Consider the following 22,902-nt stretch of genomic DNA (forward strand, 5'->3'; position numbering starts at 1 on the left):
AAAGATTAGAACACACAGAAATGCCAGAACAACCAGATAAATACAGAAAATTGACGTATAGAAATAAGGTAAATTCAATTACCTACCTACAAAAGAGAATAGAGCAACCATCGAAGTGTGCTGTTGTCTATTGCAACCACTCTACAATCTACGCTTCGAGCTATTGCTACCAACATCGACTTAATCAAAAGAGATCAGGGTCTCCATTCGCCTCTAGTCCTGATTTAAGGTTGATCTCAGATAACCTCTCGCCCACCGCAAAGGCTGCCTTAACATCTGACCCAAGTGACCTAGCGGCATTCCATAGAGCCTGTAAGAGCGTCAATCGATACCGTGATAGTCGCTATCAAACATCTAAGAAGACCCTCATTAAATTCCGTAGTCATTGGGCTAATGCATACAAAGCTCCCATAGCTCTTTGGATGGGTCTTCAGAAGAGAGGCCCTCAGGAACTCCTAGAGACCTCCTTCGGGGCAGCCCTGCACATTTACACGCACCGTGATGACCTAGCAGTGACGGAGAGCCACCTGACTAACCTATTGGCTAAGTCCATGGCGTTTGTCGTGGTTCCAACCGTGTTCAAACAAGGTGAGATCACTAGAGCGGGTAGATTGTTAATCGACATCTTAGATGACTCCTACGGACCTAGACATTGGAGGTGGTGTCTTCGTGATGCTGCCACTCAAATCATAAATAAAAGAGATTAAATAAATGGAACATAGTTATAATATAGAAATAAAAGAGCTTCTTGTGACTGCTATTAAGCAAGTCGAAAACGTCCAAGAGAGTATCAACAAGTTACTCGATCAAGACCGTCAGACCCCCAACATGGTCAATGGATCTACATTTACGTCACCCACAAGCCCACGCATCGAGAAAGCAAAGAGGATAGCTGAGGGTTGGCAGACACTCTGCAATCATAAGGCGGCTGACTTCATCTCCTCTTATGCACTCGCGGAAATCACTGAGGTGTCTCAGCCTTGGTGCCTTCATATGCTGAAATGCCGCAAAGCACTCATTGAACAAGGCAAGGACCCTAAGACGGTGCCGTGGTCGAAAGCCCGCACTGTGATCAATCGTTAATAACATTAAATATAAGGATTTAAACAATGGCAGTAATGACAGCTACAACCTCATTTGGTGGGGTAGACGCTCAAACAGGCAAAGCTAGTGTGGCGGGTGAAACAACAGTCACCAAAAATCTAGGTGCTGAGGTCATCACAGAAGATACGCTAGGCGAAGACTACTCTGTCGCGTCTTTCTCTGTGCTACGAAACGGTAGCAACCAACACATTACCGACACCAATGACCTAAAGGATAGCGACCTAATCACCATTGGAGATGAAGGTCTTCAAGTTGAGTGGTCCACGTTAAAAACTATGGGAATGGCCCCAAGCGTAGCCGCAGCTATCCAAGAGGCAAACTCAGCACAGGTTTGGAAGACACAAGGTCTCGATGATGGAGAGACACCTGAGGACAGCCACATCGACACCGAACAGGGTGAGCCACAGGGAGACCCCATGGATGTCCTACAAGGCAACCTCATGGAAGCAATTCGGGAAGGCGATCTATCTTCTACTGTGGCGACACAGTCTCAGCTTCTTGCAGACACCGCAGCTATGGTGGGTGCTGATCTAGAAGACGCTGTGAGCTTTATGGCTAATGCAGCTCTCACAGGAGAATTTGATAGCACGACACTGCAACAGGTCGGTATCTCTGAAGACCAAGCACGAGATCAATTGTCGGGCATCCAATCCGCCATTGCTGAAGATGTCAGGGGCTTTGTCGGTGATCGTGAGTTTGCTCAGATGCAAATGTGGTCATCCCGCTACCCTGAGGTAGTCCCCGCGATGATTGACGCGGGAGTTAGACACGCACTTGGTGTCGGGGGTCGTAATGAGTGGCTTTCACTATACGCAAAGCTGAATGATGAATACGGGGGTCGTGGTTGATGACTCGCCACTACGCATACAAGGACTTTGCTACTTACACCTACTGGACCGAACGCGGTAAAGAGGTCGTGGCTATTCATATCGTTGATGAGAAAGACATCGAGACTGCTATCAAGAGAACATTTAGCTCGATAGATGGTGTTCAATGGACTGTCCAACCCCCCACAGAGCGTAGAGACAGTGACGGTGTAATGATCGTCATGATCGGCAAAGCAAATAACGTCACCAAATACGTGACGGTCTTGCTTGTAGACCCACCAATGCGGCACTGACGCTAACGTAATAGACACCAAAACGTAACATTTGACAGCAATTTCAATAAGATGTGAGGATTCTCCTGTTCAACATAGGAGACCTCACATTATGCAATTCGACAAAGCCTGTATCTTTGAAGCCTCTACGAAACACCTATACGTGAAACTCTGGAGCCTTGAGGTGTTTGTAGCTCCGACCTTTGGGAAGGACGAACGCCTTGTGGTCTCAGCACCTAGGAGAACTTGGAGGATGTAATAGGACCTCCTGAGAGCCTTGGAGCGGGTCATAGAGGCACCTCTGAGGCACAGATAGGAAAGCACCACTAGAGACAACAAGAGGCCCCCTCACGGCGCTTAGAGAATACCATTAGGATCATCCCCAAGGGGGTGGTCCTTTTTTTCTTTAGGGACAGCCAGATGCAAATTCAGCAAAAAAATCTGAGAGGGTATATATTACGAGGCCCTCCCCTAGTCCCCCCTAGGGGGTGTCTGAGTCTGCCGTTATTTGCATCGGGGGTGTCTATACCTACACCCAAAACGGTAAACAAATTGGTAAACAATTGGGGTGTTTTGGTAAACATTTCTCACAACCCATCCTGTAAATATCCTTATTTATAAGGGTTTTTGGGTTGTGGCGGAGACGATGGGATTCGAACCCACGAGACGGTTTCCCGTCTACTCCCTTAGCAGGGGAGCGCCTTCGACCACTCGGCCACGTCTCCGCCGACCCGTCTAACGACATGGGCGCGCAGGGGCAAGGGGGGAAATCGCGTGAAATGCGATGGGGTATGGGCAAAGCCCTTGCCGCGTGCGTGGCGACAGACATAAGCTGATCCTGCTAAACTGGGTTTTATCGGGGTATCGCTTGTGAAGGCTTGGGAAGATTTGGTCGGGGGCGAGCTGACGCCCGCTGAGGTGAAGTTGATCGAGGCGTGCCTTGCAGGGCAGCCATGCGTTCTTGGCGAAAACAGGCCTGATAAGCCATCCGAAGACCGCGAAATCCGCGCACCCATCCTCAAGGCGCTGATCACAGGCGGCCTGCGCGACCAGCCGACCACGGATATCGGGGTGCATCTGGAAGGGGCCTATATCAGCGGCGTTCTCAACCTTTTGATGTGCCGCGCCAAGGGCCTGACAGGTTTGTTCAATTGCCGATTGGACAACGGCATAGACGCTTTTGAGGCCACTTTTGAGGCACTGAATTTGAGTGGGTCTGAGTTCCTTTACTTTATGGGACAGGGGGCACGCATAAGAGGTAATCTTTTTATCACGAGTGCATCCATCAACGGCCAGGTGTCGATATCCGCCGCCACAATCGGGGGCCAACTTGCTTTCGCTGGAACAAGGATAGTTTCCGACACGGGTGTTGCAGTGGCTGGTGAAGGTGTTTCAATCGGAAGCGGGGCATTTTTTCATCACGGGTTCTTCTCACATGGCGAGGTCAACCTAGCCCGATCAACTATTCGCGGAACACTTGAATTTCAGACAGCCAATATTCACAACCCAAATAAAAAAGCGATCAATGCTAGCGGATCGCGGATCACATCAAACGTTCGTTTGGGGGACGGATCAATAATATTGGGCGAGGTCGACTTCAGTGCAGCGAAGATTGAAGGTCAAACATCTGTAGATAATCAAGAGATATACCAATCCCAAAGTTATGCGCTCAACTTCCAATCTGCTCAATTGGGCATGGGTGCTATCGTCAACAATGTAAGCACCGATAAGGAAATATCATTCGCAACCTCGGCTATTGAGGGACAGCTTGGCTTCAGCAACCTGTGGGTTGATCACTATGATGGACGCGCCATAAATCTTCAAAAAGCGGCAGTTAGAAATGATTTAATTATAGGTCCTAATGTAAATATCAATGGTGAAATTCGGCTGATCGGAGCTGACATATCAGGGCAGCTTTCACTGGTAAAACTAAAAGTAAAAAGTAAATGCTACGCTCTGAACATGCAGGATACCCATTGCCGAAATACGTTTATTTTACATGAGTTTTCCTGTGATAATGGGATCATAGACCTAAGTGGCGCTAATGTGGGCACTTTATGCGATGATCTCAAGTCATGGCCCGAAGACGCGCGCGTGATCCTTAACGGGTTCACCTATGATCGGATCAGTGGCGCGCCGACAGATAGCAAGGCGCGGCTTGCGTGGCTGGCGCGTGGGGATCGATTGCGGAATGAATTCTTCCCCCAACCCTATACCCAACTCGCCAAAGTCCTGCGCAATATGGGGCATGAGCGTGGGGCGCGGGATGTTTTGGTGGCGCGGGATCGGAAAATCGCCGCTGAGGAATGGACGCGGGCGTATCAGTCTTTGGACGGCACATGGACAAAAGCATGGGCCAGTCTTGGCGCGGATTTGCGCGCCTATATCAGCTTCATCTCGCGCCTTTTCTTCGGCTATGGCCACCGTCGGGAGAAGGCCGTTTTGTTGCTTCCTGTGTTCGGGCTGATAGCCGCCGCCCTTGCCCATTGTGCGTGGGAAGCAGGCGATATGGTGCCGAATTCCGATGTGATCCTGACATCCGAAAATTGGGCAGTGGTGTATGAGCCCGATCACCCCGCGATTGCGTGGGGCGAGACACCCGAAGGGCAGTCTTGGGAAAGTTTCTGCAGCCTTGTTTGGGGTTTGGATTTGGTCGTGCCGATCCTTGATTTGGGTCAGACACAGGCTTGGACACCTTCAACCAATCTGGGATTTGCGGGCCAGTTCCTTTGGGTCGCCAAGCCGATTTTGACAATTCTCGGCTGGATCGTCCTTGCCATCGCCGCCGCAGGGGTCACGGACGTAGCGCGGCGGGATTAGGCGTTGAAGAGGAAATGCAGCACATCGCCATCTTTGACGATATAGCTTTTGCCTTCGACCCGCATTTTGCCTGCATCCTTGGCCGCAACCTCGCCGCCCAAGGTGACGTAATCCTCATAGGCGATGGTTTCGGCGCGGATGAAGCCGCGCTCGAAATCGCCATGGATCACGCCCGCGGCTTGTGGCGCGGCAGTGCCGTGGCGGATCGTCCATGCGCGGGCCTCTTTCGGGCCAACGGTGAAATAGGTTTCCAATGCCAGAAGGTCATAGCCCGCGCGAATAAGGCGGTCGAGACCTGCCTCCTCTAGACCCATTTCGCCCAAGAACACGGCAGCATCCTCGGCGGGCAATTGGCTGATTTCTTCCTCAATCGCGGCTGAGATAACGACCGAAGCCGCCCCTTGCGCCTTGGCCATCTCCTCAACCCGCGCGGAGAGGTCATTGCCTGTGGCGGCAGAGGCCTCGTCCACATTGCAAACATATAGCACGGGCTTGGTGGTCAGCAGTTGCAACATCTTCCACGCTTTCGCGTCATCCTCGGCCACCTCAACCATGCGGGCGGGTTTGCCCTGCTCTAGCATCGCCTGCGCCTCTTTCAAAAGGCGCTCTTGTTGCACCGCCTCTTTGTCGCCACCGCGCACTTTGCGGGTCAGGTTTTGCAGGCGTTTCTCGATGCTTTCGAGATCAGCGAGCATCAGTTCGGTTTCGATGGTCTCAGCATCGGCCACGGGGTCAACGCGGCCTTCCACATGGGTCACATCATCATCAATGAAGCAGCGCAACACTTGGGCGATGGCATCAGTCTCGCGGATATTGGCTAGGAATTGGTTGCCCAACCCCTCGCCCTTAGAGGCCCCGCGCACGAGGCCCGCAATATCGACAAAGGTCATGCGGGTTGGAATGATCTGTTTTGAGCCTGCTATAGCGGCCAATTTCTCTAGGCGTGGGTCAGGCACGGCTACATCGCCCACATTCGGCTCGATGGTGCAAAAGGGGAAATTCGCGGCCTGTGCGGCTGCGGTTTTGGTCAAGGCGTTGAACAGCGTGGATTTCCCAACATTGGGCAGACCCACGATTCCCATTTTGAAACCCATTGCAAGCGACCTCCGTGATGCGCGTTGGCTGCCTTCTAGGGCGAACTGCGCGGCGGGGCAATGGCCCGAACCCGTCAGGCCCCATTGATTTCCGCCGCTATTTGCCGCAAACCCCAAACGAACGATTTCGCGGGAGGCATCTATGACACGGATCGACACCACTTTTGCGCGGCTGGCCCAAGAGGGCAAGAAGGCCTTTGTCGCCTATGTCATGGCGGGCGATCCTGATTACGACACCTCGCTTGAGTTGATCAAAGCCCTGCCTGCGGCGGGTGTGGATATCATCGAATTGGGCCTGCCCTTTACCGATCCAATGGCGGATGGCTCGACCATTCAGCTTGCGGGACAGCGCGCGCTTGAAGGGGGGCAGACCCTCGACAAAACGCTGCAAATGGCGCGTGAGTTGCGCAAAACCGATAATGACACGCCGATTGTGATGATGGGATATTACAACCCGATTTACAGCCGCGGTGTGGATCGCTTTTTGGAGCAAGCCAAAGAGGCGGGCATTGACGGCTTGATCATCGTTGATTTGCCTCCCGAAGAAGACAGCGAGCTGTGCATTCCCGCGCAAAACGCAGGGTTGAATTTCATCCGTCTGGCGACACCGACCAGTGATGACAAACGCCTGCCCAAGCTGTTGGAAAACACATCGGGCTTTATCTACTATGTTTCTATCACAGGCATCACAGGGGCCGCCAATGCGCAGGCGGGTGATGTTGGGCCAGAGGTGGCACGGATCAAATCGCAGACCGATCTGCCCGTGATTGTGGGCTTTGGCATCAAAACGCCTGAGGCCGCCGAAGCGATTGCCGGCGTTGCCGATGGGGCGGTCGTGGGGTCAGCGATTGTCAGCCTGATTGAGCAGGGAAAAACCGTGCCAGAGATCACCGCATTTGTGAAATCCTTGGCCGATGGGGCGCATCGCGCCAAATGATTGCGGGCCTTCGCAAGAATTGGTAAGACTTCCTTACCAGCCTTGCGGAGGAGTGCCACCATGCCCGTCATCACCGAAATCGAAGACCTGCGCCGCTTGCATCAAAAGCGCACGCCAAAGATGTTTTACGATTACGCAGAATCAGGCAGTTGGACAGAGCAGACCTTCCGCGAAAACTCATCCGATTTCGACCTGATCCGCCTCCGCCAAAGGGTGGCGGTCGATATGTCAAACCGCAGCACAGCCTCGACCATGATTGGCCATGATGTGGCGATGCCCGTGGCCTTGGCGCCTGTTGGGCTGACGGGTATGCAGCGCGCTGATGGCGAGATCAAAGCGGCGCGTGCCGCGGAAAAATTTGGCGTGCCTTTCACCCTCTCGACTATGTCGATCTGCTCTATCGAAGATGTGGCGGCACATACCAGCAAACCCTTCTGGTTTCAGGTCTACACGCTCAAAGACGATGATTTCATGACGCGGCTGTTTCAGCGCGCGAAAGACGCTAAATGCTCGGCCATCGTAATTACAGTGGATTTGCAGCTTTTGGGTCAACGTCACAAAGACCTCAAAAACGGGCTGTCAGCCCCGCCCAAATTCACTGTGAAATCCGTGGCTGATATGATGACCAAAGTGCAATGGGGCCTTGAGATGCTCGGCACCAAGCGGCGCTTCTTTGGTAATATTGTGGGTCATGTGGCTGGGATTGATGACCCCTCCTCGCTGAGTGCATGGACGGCGCAAGCCTTTGATCAAAGCCTTGATTGGGAACGCATTAAACAATTCCGCAAAATGTGGGATGGCCCTGTGATCATCAAAGGCATTTTGGATGCCGAAGATGCAAAAATGGCCGCAAAGGTCGGCGCGGATGCCATCGTTGTGTCCAACCATGGCGGGCGTCAATTGGATGGGGCCTTATCCTCAATCCGTATGTTAGAGCCGATTTTGGACGCAGTTGGCGACAAGATCGAAGTGCATCTCGACAGTGGCATTCGCTCTGGTCAGGATGTGCTAAAGGCTTTGGCCATGGGTGCAAAAGGCACCTATATCGGGCGCGCCTTCGTCAACGGGCTTGGCGCCATGGGGGAAGCGGGCGTTACCCGCGCTTTGGAAGTGATCCATAAGGAACTGGACAGCACGATGGCGCTCTGCGGCGAGCGTGATGTGAAGGCCCTTGGACGTCACAACCTGCTCGTTCCGAAAAACTTTAGTGGCGAGTGGGGCTAAACCCCGCTGATGCGCCCCTCTTGCCCGCCACGCGCAGGTGAGAGGGGGCGCAGCGCACGCGCGCAGATCAGCGGGATGATGAGCAAAATCACCGCGATCATGCCAAAAGCCACCCGCAGACTGGCCAATTCTGCCATCCATCCCATTGTTGCAGGGGCGAGCAAAAACCCTGCAAACCCAATGACCGACACGCGGGCGATGATCCGCGTTCTTTCCCCAGACCCTGCAAGTTGCCCCGCCAAACCAAGCGCCAAAGGCGCGATAATCGAGACGCCCAATCCTTGGATCGCAAATCCTGTATAGGCCATCTCGGGCGTCACTGCGAAAGCGGCGATCACCGCCCCTGCCGCCGAAACCAACGCCGCGCGCGAAACCATGCGCAGCGTATCATGCGCTTGCGTGAGAAAATGCCCTGCAAGACGGCCAATCCCCATGGTTAAACCCAACATGAAGGGGCCAATCGCCCCTTCGACAGCCCGCCCGCCGAGCGAGCGTTCAATATGCAAGGCAGACCAACTTTCCATCGCGGCCTCTGACATGAAGCCAAACATCACCACCAATCCAGGCCAGATCACCAAACCTGACCAGAAGGGTGCCAAATCAACGACCTGCTCCGTTGCGCAATCCCGCGAAGCACCGACCAAAAAAGATGGGCTGCGCAAAATGGGCAGTGCCAAAGCAACGATGACCCCTAATCCCAAAAACACCTGCAAGGCTGAGGCATCAAATTCCCGCGCCGTGCCTGCGCTCAATGCAGCAAGCGCATAGGCGAAAGAAAACATCGCATGATTAAGTGACATAAGCGGACGCTTATAGGCGGCCTCTGCCTCTGAGACGCGGGCATTGATAATGACATCCGTCAGCCCCGAAGCAGCCCCCGCTAAAACCATCCCAATGCCAAACTCCAAGGGTCGGCTTGCCGCACCCAAAACCGCAAACGACAAGGCCAATAGACCCGCGCCAAGGGGTAGCCCCCATTTGCCCAAATGCCGATCCACCCGCGGCGCCAACCACATTGCGGTGACAAGCCCCAAAGCGGACATCAACAAAAGCGTGCCAAAAAGCCCATCACCTGCCCCAATCTGCGCTTTGATCTGCGGGGCAAGCGCGGCATAAGATCCCCAAAAGATGCCCAAAACCATAAAGCCAAACACGGGCCTCATGGTCAGCGAAAGATCCTGTTTGATTTTGGTGAGCGCATGCATGCTGAAATCGCTACCCCGCCGATTGGAATGGCTCAAGCGATATATGAGCAAAATGGCAGATTTAGCTCTGGTCAAAGGCAGAAAATGCTTGTAAGAGCGCGGCTTCACGGGCCCGACACCCTTGGAGGCGGCCCATAACATATGGAGATATAGCTATGGCTGGTGAGATTCCTGATCTTATCGCCGAGGCACGGACGGGGACAGGCAAGGGGGCCGCTCGTCAAGCTCGCCGTGAAGGCAAAGTGCCCGGTATTTTGTATGGCGGTGGGGCTGACCCTCTTGCGATTCAAATCCCCTTTAACCAATTGCTCAAGCGCCTGAAAGAAGGCCGCTTCCTCTCGACTCTGTTCAACCTCAAGGTTGAAGGTCAAGAAGATGTGCGCGTCATTTGCCGTGGCGTGCAGCGCGATGTGGTAAAAGATCTGCCGACCCATGTTGATTTGATGCGCTTGCGCCGCACTTCGCGTGTGAAGCTGTTCATCCCTGTCAACTTCATCAACCACGAAGCCGCACCTGGCATCAAACGCGGTGGCGTTTTGACAGTCGTGCGCGCCGAGGTTGAGCTTTCGGTGATTGCAGGTGACATCCCTGAAGGGATCACTGTTGACCTGACAGGCCGCGGCATTGGCGATGTAATCCACATCTCTGACGTCACCCTGCCAGAAGGCGTTAAGCCAACAATCGACCGCGATTTCGTGATCGCCAATATCACCGCCCCATCGGGTCTGGTAAGTGCAGATAACGAAGCCGCTGCTGAAGGCGAAGAAGAAGCAGCCGAGTAATCAGGCCGATCTTCTGACGAATTGATAAAGGCGCGAAGATTTCTTCGCGCCTTTATTTTATCAGACACCACCCTTTTACGGGACGGGCAATCGGGGTATCACAGCAGCTATGAAACTTTGGGTTGGTCTTGGAAATCCCGGCGCGAAATATAGCCAGAACCGTCACAATATAGGGTTCATGGCCTTAGATCATATTGCTGCAGATCATGGGTTCTCTCCGTGGCGCAGCAAATTTCAAGGCCAAATCTGCGAAGGGATTTTGGGCGGCCAAAAGGTGATCTTGCTCAAGCCAGAAACCTATATGAACCGCTCGGGGCAATCCGTGGGCGAGGCAATGCGGTTTTTTAAACTGACCGCGCAAGATGTCACAGTTTTTCATGACGAGCTTGACCTTGCCCCATCGAAACTTCGGCTTAAGTCGTCCGGGGGGCATGCAGGGCATAATGGTCTGCGGTCGCTACACGAGCACATTGGTGAGGCTTATCACCGTGTGCGGCTTGGTATTGGCCATCCAGGCCACAAGGACCGGGTCGCGGCCTATGTTCTGTCTGATTTTTCCAAGGCCGATCAGTCTTGGCTAGACCTGATGTTGCGGGGCATCTCGAATGGGGCCAAAGCGCTTGCCGAGGATAATGGCGCGCAGTTCCAAAATGCAGTGGCCTTACAAACCACCACACCCGCCCGCGAAACAGCGCCGAGGCACAAATCACGCGACACGGCCCCACCCCCTGCGGAGGCCGTAGAGACACCGCAAGACAGCCGAAGCCCGTTACAAAAGCTGGTTGATCGGTTTCGATAAACATTTAGCGCCTTGGGTGTTCCTATCCCTCTCTCGCAACACCTTTGGCGCGTATGAGGATAGATGATGGATGAAAGCGTAAATGTATTTGGTGCGCCGCTGCAAAGCTGCGGCCGCGATCCAATGACGGGCTTCTTTCGCAACGGGTGCTGCGACACCAGCGATGATGATTTCGGCGCGCATACTGTCTGCGCGGTCATGACCCGCGAATTTCTGGCCTTTTCAAAATATGTGGGCAATGACTTAACCACGCCCCGCCCCGAATATGGATTTCTTGGCTTAAAGGAGGGCGATCGCTGGTGCCTATGCGCCTCGCGGTTCCTACAGGCCCATGAAGAGGGCGTTGCGCCAAAGGTGAACCTGCACGCAACCCATATGCGTGCGCTCGAAATCATTCCGCTGACCGTATTGGAATTGCACCAAATCGAGTGACACCCGAACCGATGGTTTAGGCGCAGAGCGGGCATAAATGGAGAGAGATGCGGGGATTAGCCCTGCATCTCCCATCCCAAGGCACGGGCCACTGTGAAGATATCTTTATCACCGCGACCACACATATTCATGCAGATCAAATGATCCTTTGGCAGGGTCGGCGCGATTTTCATCACATGCGCCAAAGCATGGCTTGGCTCTAGCGCGGGAATGATGCCCTCTTGGTGGCAGCACAGCTGAAACGCATCCAAAGCTTCGCTATCGGTGATCGAGACATATTCAGCACGGCCAATATCGTGGAGCCATGAATGCTCAGGCCCGATGCCAGGGTAATCCAGCCCCGCCGAAATCGAATGACCCTCAAGGATTTGTCCATCTTCGTCTTGCAGCAAATAGGTGCGGTTGCCATGCAGCACACCCGGACGCCCCCCTGTCAGGCTTGCGCAATGCTCCATCTTGTCATTGACGCCTTTGCCACCTGCCTCAACGCCAATGATCTGCACATCCTTGTCATCCAAGAAGGGGTAAAACAGCCCCATCGCATTTGAACCGCCGCCAATGGCCGCAATGATCGTATCTGGCAAACGGCCTTCGGCGGCCAACATCTGTTCGCGGGCCTCTTTGCCAATAATCGCTTGGAAATCACGCACCATCGCAGGATATGGGTGGGGGCCTGCGACCGTGCCGATGCAGTAGAATGTATCACGCACATTCGTCACCCAGTCGCGCAAGGCATCGTTCATCGCGTCTTTCAAAGTGCCACGCCCTGACGTCACAGGCACAACCTCGGCCCCAAGCAGTTTCATGCGGAACACATTGGGCGCTTGGCGTTCGACATCATGCGCGCCCATATAGACCACGCATTTCAAGCCAAATTTTGCACAGACTGTCGCCGTGGCCACGCCATGCTGGCCCGCACCTGTTTCCGCAATAATCCGTGTCTTTCCCATGCGGCGGGCCAAAATGATCTGACCCAACACATTGTTGATTTTATGCGCGCCCGTATGGTTTAGCTCATCTCGCTTGAGATAGATTTTTGCGCCGCCCAAATGCTCGGTCAGGCGCTCTGCGAAATAGAGGGGGCTCGGACGGCCGACATAATGCGTCCACAAATCATGCATTTCATCCCAGAAGGATTGATCTGTTTTGGCGCGTTCATATTGGGCTTCCAATTCCAAAATCAGCGGCATCAGGGTTTCTGACACAAACCGCCCGCCGAATTGGCCAAAGCGGCCGCTTTCATCAGGGCCAGTCATAAAGCTGTTCAAGATATCATCGGGCATGGAGGCACCTTTTTTCACATTCGACCCACTGCCTAACGCGGGCGCAAGAATTGAGCAAGAGAAAGGGGCAAGGTTTAGCCCCCGTTCACCGCATCGGCAAAAGCATGGATCAGGGTAGGGTCTTTTACCCCTGCCCGACTTTCCACGCCTGATGAAACATCAACCTGCTGCGCGCCTGTCATTTGCACGGCAAGCCGCACATTGTCAGGCGTCAATCCACCCGCCAGCATCCATGGCACAGGCCATCTGCGTCCGGCCAACAACCGCCAGTCAAAAGAAAGACCATTCCCCCCAGGAAGATCAGCGTTTTTCGGCGGCTTGGCATCAATTAGCAATTGATCACTGACCGCCGCGTAATCCGCAATCTGCCCCAAATCATCCGCATCTGCGATACCAATGGCCTTCATCACAGGCAGGCCCGTGCGCACACGGATTTCCGCCACACGGGTAGGTGTTTCATGGCCGTGCAATTGCAAAATATCGAGCGGCACTTCGGCCAGAAGTTGATCGAGAAAGGCATCCTCTGGATCGACCACCAAACCCACCTTGGCCACGCCAACAGGAACGGCAAGCGCCAAGTCACGGGCCTGTGTCAGGCTAACCGCGCGGGGTGATTTTGGGAAAAAGACAAAACCCACATAGCGCGCACCCGCCTCGGCCGCAGCCACAATATCGGCAGGCTGAGAAAGGCCACAAAATTTAATGGAAATGCTCATCAGGGATCAACCAAGCCGCAAGGGCTTGTCATCCTCCAACAAGGCAAGAATGTCATCCTGCCCCTCTTTCGCCCGTGCCTCGCCCTTGAGGGTTTCCAATTCCCGCGACAGGCGTGTCGCATCACGCTTCGCGCGCGATGCATCCACACGATGCCGATGTTCGCGCAGCCATTCCCAAACAAAGCCTAGGACCAACCCTGCGGTAATCGCGCCGAAAATGATCAAGAACAGCGGGAGGGATATAGACACATCCATCCGCAGCCACAGCGCCAAATCGGCAGGCAACAGATGAATCACCACCGGATCGCGATTGGCAATTGCCAGAACAATCAGAACAACCGCGACACAGAGAATGAAACTCAGCTTTACTATTCGGATCACGCCTTACCCTCGCGCAGTTCTCGTTACGAATTCAATCGGTCACGCAGCAATTTGCCCGCCTTGAAGAAGGGAACATGTTTTTCTTCGACTGATACAGTCTCGCCCGTCCGCGGATTGCGGCCCACGCGTGCATCACGCTTTTTTACCGAAAACGCGCCAAAGCCGCGCAATTCGACCCGATCTCCTCGCGCCATGGCTTCGATGATTTCGTCAAAAATTGCTCCCACAATCCGCTCAACATCGCGCTGATAAAGATGCGGATTTTCCTCCGCGAGTTTTTGCACAAGTTCTGATCTTATCATGTCATGCCTCCCCGCAAGCGCATGTGTGTTGCAAAACTGTATAAGCCTTTCATACGCGCCTAGGAACCGAAAAGCAGGATTTTTTTAAGGTTTGGCCGCCAGATGCGCGGATATCAGCCCGCGGGCGAGGAAATTCAGCATATCGCAGAGATGTCACATAGACCTCGCCCTGTGCCGCCCATGACGGACGCTCCGCGTGATTCGTGAAAGCGTTACCGAAAAATGGCGATCCCTGAAGGACTCGAACCCTCAACCTGCTGATTAGAAGTCAGCTGCTCTATCCAGTTGAGCTAAGGGACCGCATGCGGGCTGATTACCCAATCTTGGGGCCTGCGTAAACGGGCAAAGGGGGATGTTGGGTTAATGCGTCCAAACCGTTCGGCGGTTGGTGGCGAAATTCTCGCCATAGCCGCCTGCGCGCACATTAGGCTTGCGCGATTTGGGGCGCAACACCACTGCTTCGATCCCATGGGCGCGGGCGTAATCCTCGGCCGCTTCTTGGCTGTCGAAATAAAGGCGCACTTGCGCTTTCGTATCGCCGCTTGATGTCCACCCCATCAGTGGATCAATCTCGCGCGCGCTTTCAGGAGCAAACTCTAGAACCCAATCCTTGGTTTTTGCAGTGCCCGAGGACATTGCGGTTCTGGCGGGTTTGTAAATGCGCGCGACCATGGCTTGCTCCGTCATTCTATTGGTTCTGAGCGTTCGGGGTATCGCTCAGCCATCAAAACTGGTTCACATATCGGCAAAACGCGCGGAAGTTGCAAGATGAAGATGAGCGCGGGCAGCAGGAAATACCCCAAAATTGAATTGCCGGCCGAGATCTAGGGAGCGAGGGGTGGGTGGTGCGATCCCGACCGACAATCAATTTGCTGCTTGCAAGAAAAAGCTACGGAAATTTTCTCTCGGATGCAATCAAAATTTCTCCTTAAAGTTGTATAAATTTGCGACAAATTGTTCTGAGTTGATTAACTTTTCGGAAACCTCACAGCGCCTCAATGAATGAGCCCTCTATCGCTTGTCCTTGGCGCGCAGCGCGATAGGATAGACCCTGCGCACAGACCATGCGTGTGACCTGTGGAAGGGCCAAAATGCATAACAATTCGCCAAGCTCTATGCCCGATTTGCCACGCGCTGCGTCCCCGCGCGAGGGACGCGCCAATAGCGATCGTTTGGCACGCGAAAAACTCGAAGGCGGCAAGCGCTTTGTGATGCATACCGAGTTTACCCCCGCGGGCGACCAACCTCGCGCGATTGCCGAGCTTGCAGCCGCCGTAACAGATGGGGATCGCAACCAAGTTTTGTTGGGGGCAACTGGCACGGGCAAGACCTTTACCATGGCCAAGGTGATTGAAGAAACACAGCGCCCCGCAATCATACTTGCCCATAACAAGACCTTGGCAGCTCAGCTTTATGGGGAGTTCAAAAACTTTTTCCCCGATAACGCGGTCGAGTATTTCGTCAGCTATTACGATTACTACCAACCCGAGGCCTATGTCCCGCGCACGGACACGTTCATTGAGAAAGAAAGCCAGATCAACGAACAGATTGACCGAATGCGCCATTCCGCCACCCGCGCGCTGTTGGAACGGGACGATGTGATCATCGTGGCATCGGTGTCCTGTATTTACGGCATTGGCTCGGTCGAAACCTATACGGCTATGGCAGTCGATCTGTTCGCAGGACAAGACTATGATCAACGGCAGGTCATGGCCGATTTGGTTGCGCAACAATATCGGCGCAATGATCAGGCGTTTCAGCGCGGCTCATTCCGCGTGCGCGGCGACAGTCTGGAAATTTGGCCCGCGCACCTTGAGGATAGGGCATGGCGTCTCTCGTTTTTTGGCGAGGAACTCGAAGGCATCACCGAATTTGATCCGCTGACGGGTCAAAGCACCGATAAATTCGAAAAAATCCGCATCTACGCCAATTCGCATTACGTCACCCCACGCCCAACCATGCAACAGGCGGTGAAGGCCATCAAAGAAGAATTGCGCCAGCGCTTGGATCATCTTGTGGCTGACGGGAAACTGCTTGAGGCACAGCGCCTTGAACAGCGCACAAATTTCGACATCGAAATGCTTGAGGCCACGGGCGTTTGCAACGGGATTGAGAACTATTCGCGCTATTTGACAGGCCGCGCCCCGGGCGAGCCGCCCCCCACCTTGTTTGAATATATTCCAGATAACGCCATTGTCTTTGCCGATGAATCGCATGTTACGGTGCCGCAGATCGGGGGCATGTATCGCGGGGACTATCGGCGCAAATTTACTTTGGCCGAACACGGGTTCCGCCTGCCCTCTTGCATGGATAACCGACCGCTGAAATTCGAAGAATGGGACGCGATGCGGCCACAATCTATCTTTGTTTCGGCCACCCCTGCTGCTTGGGAATTGGAACAGGCAGGCGGCGTCTTTACCGAACAAGTGATCCGTCCAACGGGCCTGTTAGACCCGCAGATTGAGATCCGGCCAATTGAGACGCAAGTGGATGATCTGTTGGATGAAATCCGCCAAGTCGCGGCCAAAGGCATGCGTGTGCTTGTCACCACATTGACCAAGCGCATGGCCGAAGATTTGACCGAATATCTCCATGAACAAGGCGTGCGCGTGCGCTATATGCATAGCGATATCGACACAATCGAACGGATCGAGATTTTGCGCGATTTGCGCCTTGGCGCCTTTGACGTTCTGATCGGGATCAACCTGTTGCGCGAAGGATTGGACATTCCCGAATGTGGGCTTGTCGCAATTTTGGATGCCGACAAAGAGGGCTTTTTGCGTTCTGAAACCTCGCTCATTCAAACCATCGGACGGGCCGCGCGCAATGCGGATGGCCGTGTCATCATGTATGCTGACCGCATCACAGGCAGCATGGAACGCGCCATTGCGGAAACGGATCGCCGCCGCGCCAAGCAGATCGCTTATAATGAGGAACACGGGATCACCCCCGCGACAGTGAAGAAGAATGTCGAGGATATCTTGGCGGGGCTGTATCAAGGCGATGTGGACATGAGCCGCGTCACCGCAAAGGTCGACAAACCTATGGTCGGTGCAAATCTGGCTGCCCATCTCGATGGGCTGCGCGCGCAGATGCGCAAAGCAGCAGAGAATTTAGAATTCGAAGAGGCCGCGCGCTTGCGCGATGAGGTCAAGCGCCTAGAGGCGGTGGAACTGGCTGTGGCGGATGACCCGCTCGCTCGCCAATCTGCCGTGGATGAAGCGGTCGAGGCGGCAAGCGCCGCAAAAGGGCGCAGCACCGCAGGGAGACCAGGGCAACGGGGCGGGGTCAAGCGCCGCAGATAGGGCGGCACCCTGCGCGCCCTCACGGCCCAAGCTGGCCTTTTGAACCGCGCAGACAAAGGCCTCTGAAACGGCACATCTGCCAATTTTTGTGGATCATCATCCCGCATTCTTGTCGCCCTTGCGCGAAGAATTTGGTAGAAGGAAGCGCATAAGAACAAGAGGCCGCGAGCATGACCCTCACCAGACGCATGATGATGCTAACCACGGGCGCATCCCTGCTTGGCGGGTGCGTCCCAAACCCGTTGGATGGCTTGACCCAAGCAGGTCAAAACTTCCTGCGCCCAACTCCGCCTGATCTGCAACCAACCCCAAATGCGGGCTATGCCCAATGGGTGGCTAATTTCAAATCCCGCGCAGAGGCACGGGGAATACACCCCGTCACCATTTCGCAAGCTTTCCGTGGAACAGGCTATTTGCCAGGTGTCGTGACCCGCGACCGCAATCAGGCAGAATTCTCTCGCAGTTTCGAGGATTATTTGAACCTTGTCGCCTCTGAGGCCAAGGTGACTTCGGGCCGCGCAGCCTATACCAATCAATCGCGCCTCTTGCGCCGCATCGAAGACCAATATGGCGTCCCACGCGAAGTGGTGGCGGCGATTTGGGGCGTTGAAAGCGAGTTTGGCGCAAAGCGCGGGGATATTCCCGTGATCTCAGCCACATCGACCCTTGCCTATGACGGACGGCGCGCGGCCTTTTTCGAGGCGCAGCTTTTTGCTGCTCTGCGGATTTTACAGCAAGGCCATACAACCGCCGAAAACCTCAAAGGATCATGGGCAGGGGCCATGGGGCATACCCAATTCATTCCCACCACCTTTGCGGCGCATGCGGTGGATTTCAATGGTGATGGCAAGAAAGATATTTGGGGCATTGATCCCACAGATGCCTTGGCCTCAACGGCCGCTTATCTGCGCGAAGGCGGCGCATGGCAAAGCCAATTTGGCGTGGGTTGCGAGGTGCGCCTGCCCCAAGGATATTCGGGGCCTTCTGGGCGCGGCGCGCCAAGCACGCTTGCCACTTGGATTGCGCGCGGGGTGGTGCCTGTGGTGACGCCCACCCGCGATTTGGGCAATGCCGCCCTGCTGCTGCCCGCAGGGCCAAACGGGCCTGGGTTCCTCGTTTCACCCAATTTCGGCGCGCTCTTGCGATATAATGCATCGGATAATTACGCGCTTGGGGTCATCTACCTCGCAGGGCGGCTGACTGGGGCGGGGCCTATATCCACGCCATTCCCACCAGATCAATATGGTCTGCTGATTGAAGATCGCCGCGCCATCCAAGAGGGCCTGAAGGCGCGTGGCTATGAGATTGGCACAATTGATGGCGTATTTGGCCGCCAAACCGAAGCCGCCATTCGCGCCTTTGAGGCTGAAAGAGGATGGCCCATCACAGGCCAACCCTCGCAAACCCTGCTGACCGCTTTACGCTAAGGCGTGACTGCGTAAGGCTTGGTAGGCCGCCGCGCAAGCGATATTTGCCAGATTCAAAGAGCGAATATGCGGGGAATACATCGGCAAGGAGACAAGCCGATCCGCATAGGCTGCGATAATCTCAGGAGACAGCCCTGTCGTCTCACGGCCAAAAACCAAATAGGCATCTTGGGGATATTCGACCTCATAGGCCGATTGCGCCCGATCATTTTCAAAGAGAAACAACTGATCCGCGCGCGGCTTGCGCGCTGCGATAAACGCTTCCCAATCATCATATTCTGTCAGGCGCACATGTTTCCAATAATCCAATCCCGCGCGGCGCACTGATTTCTCCGATAGCTCAAACCCATAGGGTCGGATCAAGATCAATTCCATATCCAAGCCCACGCAAGTGCGCCCAATCGTGCCGGTGTTCCCGGGTATCTCAGGTTGGAACAACACGATCTTCATCTGATGCGGGGCTTGGGGGCGCTCAGACATGCTTGCCGACACTCCACCCTGTGGCGTCTTTCAAACGCGCCTCACCTTTGCTGATTGGAAGATCTTCGAGGGCGGATCCCATACTGTCATTCCAACGATTAAGATATCCAAACAGCGCGACAACGGCCATGATCTCGACCACGGCGGCCTCACCCCAATGCGCCTTAAGGCGTGCGCCGATTTCTAGTGTCACCGCGTTTGGCACAAAGGTTGCAGCCTGCGCAAAGGCCAAGGCGGCTTTCTCGGCCTCGGTAAAATGGGGGCTATCTTCAAAGGTGAACACATCGTTCAACCGATCTTCTGACGCGCCAAACCGCTCGGAGGCCAAGATCATATGGGCCTGACAATACAGGCAGCCTGATGCCTGACTGGACACATACCCAAGCAGGCGTTTGAATTCAGGCGTGACCGCGCCGTAATCCGTCATGACCGCCACGTTCAAATCGGTAAAGGCACGCGCGATTGGCGCACGATGTGCCATGGTGCGCACAGAATTTGGGATCACCCCCAACGGCCCTTTGAAAAACTGAACGTGATCTGCCAGATCGCGCTCCATTTCCTCTTCCTCAAGCGGGCGGATCAATGCCATGATGCGGGTCTCCCTTCTTTTCCCTTTGCTGCGCAGACCGTGGCGCGCAGGGGCAAAACTTGCAAGCGAAAGGCGCGGGCCAATGGAAAAAGCGACCAACCCCATACGCCCAACCGATGATGCGGCGCGCGCATTGGCCCGTGGGATATTGGCAGACCATAACTATGCGGCGCTTGGGGTCACAGACCCGCAGACAGGCGCGCCCGCCCTCAGCCGTGTCGCCTATGTCTGGCTGCCTGAGACGGCACAAATTCTTAGTCTTATTTCAGATCTCTCCGCGCATAGTCGCGCCTTGGCAGAGCGGCCAAACTGTGGGCTATTGATCGGCTCTGTGCCTGATCGCGGCGATCCTTTGACCCATCCCCGCCTGAGTTTAGAAACCTATGCCCTGCCCTGTGACAAGGCCGAAAAAAAGGCGGCCTATCTGGCCGCCTATCCCAAAGCAAAGCTCTATTTTGATTTTGGCGATTTCCGTATGGTGGAATTCACCGTCAAAGCCGCGTTTTTAAATGGCGGCTTTGGTCAGGCCTTTCACCTTACCCCCGATGATCTGCGGCCTTAGGGCGTGTCACAGCGCGCGGTCAATTGCACAGTGCCACGCACAGGCTGCGGCCAGTTGAGGCGAATTGAGCCGCGCCCAACCCCATGCCGCGTGGTGGCATAGGGGGTGACGTATTGGACAACATTGGCGCTGTTGCGCAACGGCCCCTCAGGCAGGGCAGAGGCCGCAACCCGCGCCTGACCCTCAAAAGGCAGCCAATCGCGCAAATCCACCTCCCAAACCTGCTGCGGGCTGTTTTCCGTGACGGCAAGCGTCACTGGGTTTTGGGTATCCCGCACAATCCCGTGAAAAGTATTGCCTTGCATCAAGAAATTCTTGGTGCGGCTGCCATCCAACGGCGCGACACTGCTATCCACGGCATCAACACGCTCAAGCGGCGCACCTTGGATATGCTTAAACGAGTTGTCACAGATTGAGAGGGCGTTGATATAATGGCCCGGGCCTTGCGGACGGATCACAAGAAAGCTGAACCAAGGGGCAGAGCGGATCGACATGAAAATATTGTCGTTGATCGTGAGCGCCCCAAAAGACAACTCGCTCGACAGTTCTGGCGCGGGGTCATGTTCATTGATCCACTCAATGGAGCAATTATCGATATAATTGCCGTTCACAGTCGACCGAATATTGATGCCCGTAAAGATCAAACCCGCGCTGCGCACCCCATTTGGCACATCATCGCCTTGGAAAAAGTGATTGCCAGAAATCAGATAGCCCGTCCCCGCAGCGAGCATGAAATGGCGAAATTTCACAACGCGATTGTCACGAATTTTTGCGTCATTTGAGTTGATGTTAATCGCGACACTCACCCGATCCTCAACGCGCTCAGCCTGTTCCTTGGACAGGAATTGGCAGCGTTCTACCTGCAACCCCTGACAGGCCTCACCGGGCGATGTGATGCCGCGATCTTTCGGGCCTGTGAAGAAAACAATCCTGAACCTGCACCACCAAACCATCAATCGGCAGCATGATGGCACTTGCACGATCAGCACAGAGAAACTCGATGTCGGTGATGACAAAGCGTTGCAGGTTTTGAAATCCAGAAAAATCCAACAGATATTTGAAGCGCCGAAACCCGTAGCTTTGGGTTTGGGGCGGCACGCCCAAAGGCAGCGAAAGCGTGATCGTGCCCGCCGCGATATCGCGCGCGCGCACATAAACCTCGCGCCCGACTCCGACCGCGCCCGTGACCAATGATCCAACGGGGATTTGCGCCACATTGGCAATATTGGTCAGCTTGCGCGGGTCATTCACCGACCATTGCGCCGTGGCTACCACAAAATCATCATCCCATGCAGGGGAATTGTCAGGGGTCAATTGCCCATTCCGTAGAACGCGGCGGTTGGCATAGGTGGTGCGGTTGCCAACGGCGGCTTGAACATCCAAAGGCTCGGTCAGGATCACGCGGCGGGCATTGAGATCGAACCCTTCGAAATCCGATTGGTTGAGCAAGGTCTGTATCCCCTTGCGCAAGCCCAGTTCTGCATCCCCAAAAGCATCCGCATAGCCATTAAGATCAAAATTCTGGTTCAGCGCCAAGCGCGCAGCATCAGGCATCACAACCCGCCCCTCGAAGCGCACCCGCGCATCAAGCCCAAGTGTTGAGCCGATAAAATAAACCCCCGCAGGCACGAGGATCTCGCGCCCCTGTGCGGCTTGATCAGCCGCAGCAAAGGCGGCGCGGCTATCCGTGATCCCATCACCAATGGCGCCAAAATCGGTGACATCAACCCAATCCATCAACTCGCGATAATAAATATCGGTCGCATCTGTGATCTCGATATCCTCGATCCGAAACACACCGCCGTTATCACCGATGATATCAATCCCAAAATGGCCAAACACGGCAGAACCGCCCCAAACCATATCCACGCCTGTGCGCGCGCCCACACCCACAATGGCAGATAGCTCGACAACTTCGCCGAATGTGTCCACGGCACGGCTGGGGCCAAATTGGGCGACCCCCGCGATATTGGTATTGGCCGAGCTGCCCGCCCAAGCGCCAATACGCGCCACCGCAGCCGTTCCAGAGATCAGTTTGATCCGCGCGCGGATTTGCAAATAGAGGCCCGCCCGAATGGGTGTTGCCCCCGTGAACCGCAGGCGCGTGGTGCTTTCAATTTTTACGATTTCCAGACAGGTGCCGAAATCTGCATCAGCCGCCACAAGGGCCGCATTGGCGGCGGTGGCATAGGTGTCTTGGTTCGGGCGCCCATCTTCGCGCGACCATTGCGCCAGACCTTCGGCAAAAGCGGGCGGCATAAGTTGCAGGCCTTCGGTGATCACTTGGTTCATGGAACCCCCATTTTTTGTGGAGTTCCGCCAAGACCCTACAAAGCGCATATCCCGCAAAGCCCTGAACGG

The 22,902-nt window shown here is 54.8% G+C and carries 23 protein-coding genes and 2 tRNA genes; 12 read left to right on the forward strand and 13 right to left on the reverse strand.

Annotated features, from left to right (window positions below; all coding sequences use genetic code 11):
- Positions 1-711 precede the first annotated feature (711 nt).
- The 3 genes from RYZ18_RS09155 to RYZ18_RS09165 are packed head-to-tail and all read left to right on the forward strand — an operon-like array spanning position 712 to position 2,224.
- Complete coding sequence (locus RYZ18_RS09155) at positions 712-1,083, forward strand: hypothetical protein (RefSeq protein WP_317656361.1); 372 nt, start codon at positions 712-714, stop codon at positions 1,081-1,083.
- 26 nt (positions 1,084-1,109) lie between these two features.
- Positions 1,110-1,952, forward strand: a complete 843-nt coding sequence (locus RYZ18_RS09160; protein WP_317656363.1) for a hypothetical protein — start codon at positions 1,110-1,112, stop codon at positions 1,950-1,952.
- Positions 1,952-2,224 (forward strand): hypothetical protein, encoded by a 273-nt coding sequence (locus tag RYZ18_RS09165; protein WP_317656366.1) that lies wholly within the window; start codon positions 1,952-1,954, stop codon positions 2,222-2,224. Before RYZ18_RS09160 ends, RYZ18_RS09165 begins: the two co-directional genes overlap by 1 nt.
- A gap of 614 nt (positions 2,225-2,838) precedes the next feature.
- Here RYZ18_RS09165 and RYZ18_RS09170 read toward each other — a convergent pair.
- A tRNA-Ser gene (locus RYZ18_RS09170) sits at positions 2,839-2,928 on the reverse strand.
- A gap of 145 nt (positions 2,929-3,073) precedes the next feature.
- Here RYZ18_RS09170 and RYZ18_RS09175 point away from each other — a divergent pair.
- The gene (locus RYZ18_RS09175) at positions 3,074-5,023 is read left to right on the forward strand and encodes a hypothetical protein (RefSeq protein ID WP_317656368.1); all 1,950 of its coding nucleotides are present in this window, start codon (positions 3,074-3,076) and stop codon (positions 5,021-5,023) included.
- Here the strand turns inward: RYZ18_RS09175 and ychF are convergent.
- Positions 5,020-6,117 (reverse strand): redox-regulated ATPase YchF, encoded by a 1,098-nt coding sequence (ychF, locus tag RYZ18_RS09180; protein WP_317656370.1) that lies wholly within the window; start codon positions 6,115-6,117, stop codon positions 5,020-5,022. The genes RYZ18_RS09175 and ychF overlap by 4 nt on opposite strands.
- A gap of 142 nt (positions 6,118-6,259) precedes the next feature.
- On the opposite strand from ychF, the gene trpA reads away from it, so the two are divergent.
- Both trpA and RYZ18_RS09190 read left to right on the forward strand, forming a co-directional pair.
- Complete coding sequence (trpA, locus tag RYZ18_RS09185; protein WP_317656372.1) at positions 6,260-7,054, forward strand: tryptophan synthase subunit alpha; 795 nt, start codon at positions 6,260-6,262, stop codon at positions 7,052-7,054.
- Between the two features lie 60 nt (positions 7,055-7,114).
- Positions 7,115-8,278, forward strand: a complete 1,164-nt coding sequence (locus tag RYZ18_RS09190) for an alpha-hydroxy acid oxidase (RefSeq protein WP_317656373.1) — start codon at positions 7,115-7,117, stop codon at positions 8,276-8,278.
- Here RYZ18_RS09190 and RYZ18_RS09195 read toward each other — a convergent pair.
- Positions 8,275-9,483 (reverse strand): MFS transporter, encoded by a 1,209-nt coding sequence (locus RYZ18_RS09195; RefSeq protein ID WP_317656375.1) that lies wholly within the window; start codon positions 9,481-9,483, stop codon positions 8,275-8,277. The genes RYZ18_RS09190 and RYZ18_RS09195 overlap by 4 nt on opposite strands.
- Positions 9,484-9,638: 155 nt before the next feature.
- On the opposite strand from RYZ18_RS09195, the gene RYZ18_RS09200 reads away from it, so the two are divergent.
- The 3 genes from RYZ18_RS09200 to RYZ18_RS09210 all read left to right on the forward strand — a co-directional run bounded on the left by RYZ18_RS09200 (position 9,639) and on the right by RYZ18_RS09210 (position 11,496).
- Positions 9,639-10,265 carry a 50S ribosomal protein L25/general stress protein Ctc gene (locus tag RYZ18_RS09200; RefSeq protein ID WP_317656376.1) on the forward strand — a complete coding sequence of 209 codons (627 nt, stop codon included), beginning with the start codon at positions 9,639-9,641 and terminating at the stop codon, positions 10,263-10,265.
- 109 nt (positions 10,266-10,374) lie between these two features.
- Positions 10,375-11,064, forward strand: a complete 690-nt coding sequence (pth, locus tag RYZ18_RS09205) for an aminoacyl-tRNA hydrolase (RefSeq protein WP_317656378.1) — start codon at positions 10,375-10,377, stop codon at positions 11,062-11,064.
- A 63-nt stretch (positions 11,065-11,127) separates the two neighbouring features.
- Entirely contained in the window at positions 11,128-11,496 is a 369-nt protein-coding gene (locus tag RYZ18_RS09210) for a DUF2237 family protein (RefSeq protein WP_317656380.1), read from the forward strand.
- 56 nt (positions 11,497-11,552) lie between these two features.
- Here the strand turns inward: RYZ18_RS09210 and trpB are convergent, their stop codons facing one another.
- The 6 genes from trpB to RYZ18_RS09240 all read right to left on the reverse strand — a co-directional run bounded on the left by trpB (position 11,553) and on the right by RYZ18_RS09240 (position 14,850).
- Complete coding sequence (gene trpB, locus RYZ18_RS09215) at positions 11,553-12,779, reverse strand: tryptophan synthase subunit beta (RefSeq protein WP_317656381.1); 1,227 nt, start codon at positions 12,777-12,779, stop codon at positions 11,553-11,555.
- Positions 12,780-12,853: 74 nt separating this feature from the next.
- Positions 12,854-13,495 (reverse strand): phosphoribosylanthranilate isomerase, encoded by a 642-nt coding sequence (locus RYZ18_RS09220; protein ID WP_317656382.1) that lies wholly within the window; start codon positions 13,493-13,495, stop codon positions 12,854-12,856.
- Positions 13,496-13,501: 6 nt separating this feature from the next.
- Positions 13,502-13,876, reverse strand: coding sequence for a LapA family protein (locus RYZ18_RS09225; protein WP_317656383.1), 375 nt, complete (start codon positions 13,874-13,876; stop codon positions 13,502-13,504).
- 23 nt (positions 13,877-13,899) lie between these two features.
- On the reverse strand, positions 13,900-14,178 hold the full coding sequence (gene ihfB, locus RYZ18_RS09230) for an integration host factor subunit beta (protein WP_317656384.1): 279 nt from the start codon (positions 14,176-14,178) through the stop codon (positions 13,900-13,902).
- A gap of 223 nt (positions 14,179-14,401) precedes the next feature.
- A tRNA-Arg gene (locus tag RYZ18_RS09235) sits at positions 14,402-14,478 on the reverse strand.
- Positions 14,479-14,538: 60 nt separating this feature from the next.
- Positions 14,539-14,850: an ETC complex I subunit gene (locus tag RYZ18_RS09240; RefSeq protein WP_317656386.1), complete on the reverse strand. Its 312-nt coding sequence runs from the start codon at positions 14,848-14,850 to the stop codon at positions 14,539-14,541.
- A 443-nt stretch (positions 14,851-15,293) separates the two neighbouring features.
- On the opposite strand from RYZ18_RS09240, the gene uvrB reads away from it, so the two are divergent.
- Together uvrB and RYZ18_RS09250 are read left to right on the forward strand one after the other, a co-directional pair.
- On the forward strand, positions 15,294-17,483 hold the full coding sequence (gene uvrB / locus RYZ18_RS09245; protein WP_317656700.1) for an excinuclease ABC subunit UvrB: 2,190 nt from the start codon (positions 15,294-15,296) through the stop codon (positions 17,481-17,483).
- 332 nt (positions 17,484-17,815) lie between these two features.
- Entirely contained in the window at positions 17,816-18,910 is a 1,095-nt protein-coding gene (locus RYZ18_RS09250; RefSeq protein WP_411567108.1) for a lytic murein transglycosylase, read from the forward strand.
- On the opposite strand, the gene RYZ18_RS09255 is transcribed toward RYZ18_RS09250, so the two are convergent.
- Entirely contained in the window at positions 18,902-19,390 is a 489-nt protein-coding gene (locus RYZ18_RS09255; RefSeq protein ID WP_317656388.1) for a tRNA (cytidine(34)-2'-O)-methyltransferase, read from the reverse strand. The genes RYZ18_RS09250 and RYZ18_RS09255 overlap by 9 nt on opposite strands.
- Positions 19,383-19,979, reverse strand: coding sequence for a carboxymuconolactone decarboxylase family protein (locus RYZ18_RS09260; RefSeq protein ID WP_317656390.1), 597 nt, complete (start codon positions 19,977-19,979; stop codon positions 19,383-19,385). Before RYZ18_RS09260 ends, RYZ18_RS09255 begins: the two co-directional genes overlap by 8 nt.
- A gap of 82 nt (positions 19,980-20,061) precedes the next feature.
- Here RYZ18_RS09260 and RYZ18_RS09265 point away from each other — a divergent pair, with 82 nt between their 5' ends.
- Positions 20,062-20,541, forward strand: a complete 480-nt coding sequence (locus RYZ18_RS09265; protein WP_317656392.1) for a pyridoxamine 5-phosphate oxidase — start codon at positions 20,062-20,064, stop codon at positions 20,539-20,541.
- On the opposite strand, the gene RYZ18_RS09270 is transcribed toward RYZ18_RS09265, so the two are convergent.
- Together RYZ18_RS09270 and RYZ18_RS09275 are read right to left on the reverse strand one after the other, a co-directional pair.
- Positions 20,538-21,407 (reverse strand): hypothetical protein, encoded by an 870-nt coding sequence (locus tag RYZ18_RS09270; protein ID WP_317656393.1) that lies wholly within the window; start codon positions 21,405-21,407, stop codon positions 20,538-20,540. The genes RYZ18_RS09265 and RYZ18_RS09270 overlap by 4 nt on opposite strands.
- A gap of 13 nt (positions 21,408-21,420) precedes the next feature.
- Positions 21,421-22,833, reverse strand: a complete 1,413-nt coding sequence (locus RYZ18_RS09275; RefSeq protein ID WP_317656394.1) for a glycosyl hydrolase family 28-related protein — start codon at positions 22,831-22,833, stop codon at positions 21,421-21,423.
- Positions 22,834-22,902: the final 69 nt, after the last annotated feature.

The sequence above is a fragment of the Roseovarius sp. 10 genome, from assembly GCF_033100315.1.
Taxonomy (GTDB): Bacteria; Pseudomonadota; Alphaproteobacteria; order Rhodobacterales; family Rhodobacteraceae; genus M30B80.

Excerpts from the sequence above, each read along its gene's own strand:
- RYZ18_RS09155 (WP_317656361.1), top strand. The coding sequence starts at position 712 with ATGGAACATAGTTATAATATAGAAATAAAAGAGCTTCTTGTGACTGCT.
- RYZ18_RS09160 (WP_317656363.1), top strand. The coding sequence starts at position 1,110 with ATGGCAGTAATGACAGCTACAACCTCATTTGGTGGGGTAGACGCTCAA.
- RYZ18_RS09165 (WP_317656366.1), top strand. The coding sequence starts at position 1,952 with ATGACTCGCCACTACGCATACAAGGACTTTGCTACTTACACCTACTGG.
- ychF (WP_317656370.1), bottom strand. The coding sequence starts at position 6,117 with ATGGGTTTCAAAATGGGAATCGTGGGTCTGCCCAATGTTGGGAAATCC.
- trpA (WP_317656372.1), top strand. The coding sequence starts at position 6,260 with ATGACACGGATCGACACCACTTTTGCGCGGCTGGCCCAAGAGGGCAAG.
- RYZ18_RS09190 (WP_317656373.1), top strand. The coding sequence starts at position 7,115 with ATGCCCGTCATCACCGAAATCGAAGACCTGCGCCGCTTGCATCAAAAG.
- RYZ18_RS09195 (WP_317656375.1), bottom strand. The coding sequence starts at position 9,483 with ATGCATGCGCTCACCAAAATCAAACAGGATCTTTCGCTGACCATGAGG.
- RYZ18_RS09200 (WP_317656376.1), top strand. The coding sequence starts at position 9,639 with ATGGCTGGTGAGATTCCTGATCTTATCGCCGAGGCACGGACGGGGACA.
- pth (WP_317656378.1), top strand. The coding sequence starts at position 10,375 with ATGAAACTTTGGGTTGGTCTTGGAAATCCCGGCGCGAAATATAGCCAG.
- RYZ18_RS09210 (WP_317656380.1), top strand. The coding sequence starts at position 11,128 with ATGATGGATGAAAGCGTAAATGTATTTGGTGCGCCGCTGCAAAGCTGC.
- trpB (WP_317656381.1), bottom strand. The coding sequence starts at position 12,779 with ATGCCCGATGATATCTTGAACAGCTTTATGACTGGCCCTGATGAAAGC.
- RYZ18_RS09220 (WP_317656382.1), bottom strand. The coding sequence starts at position 13,495 with ATGAGCATTTCCATTAAATTTTGTGGCCTTTCTCAGCCTGCCGATATT.
- ihfB (WP_317656384.1), bottom strand. The coding sequence starts at position 14,178 with ATGATAAGATCAGAACTTGTGCAAAAACTCGCGGAGGAAAATCCGCAT.
- RYZ18_RS09240 (WP_317656386.1), bottom strand. The coding sequence starts at position 14,850 with ATGGTCGCGCGCATTTACAAACCCGCCAGAACCGCAATGTCCTCGGGC.
- uvrB (WP_317656700.1), top strand. The coding sequence starts at position 15,294 with ATGCCCGATTTGCCACGCGCTGCGTCCCCGCGCGAGGGACGCGCCAAT.
- RYZ18_RS09255 (WP_317656388.1), bottom strand. The coding sequence starts at position 19,390 with ATGTCTGAGCGCCCCCAAGCCCCGCATCAGATGAAGATCGTGTTGTTC.
- RYZ18_RS09260 (WP_317656390.1), bottom strand. The coding sequence starts at position 19,979 with ATGGCATTGATCCGCCCGCTTGAGGAAGAGGAAATGGAGCGCGATCTG.
- RYZ18_RS09265 (WP_317656392.1), top strand. The coding sequence starts at position 20,062 with ATGGAAAAAGCGACCAACCCCATACGCCCAACCGATGATGCGGCGCGC.
- RYZ18_RS09275 (WP_317656394.1), bottom strand. The coding sequence starts at position 22,833 with ATGAACCAAGTGATCACCGAAGGCCTGCAACTTATGCCGCCCGCTTTT.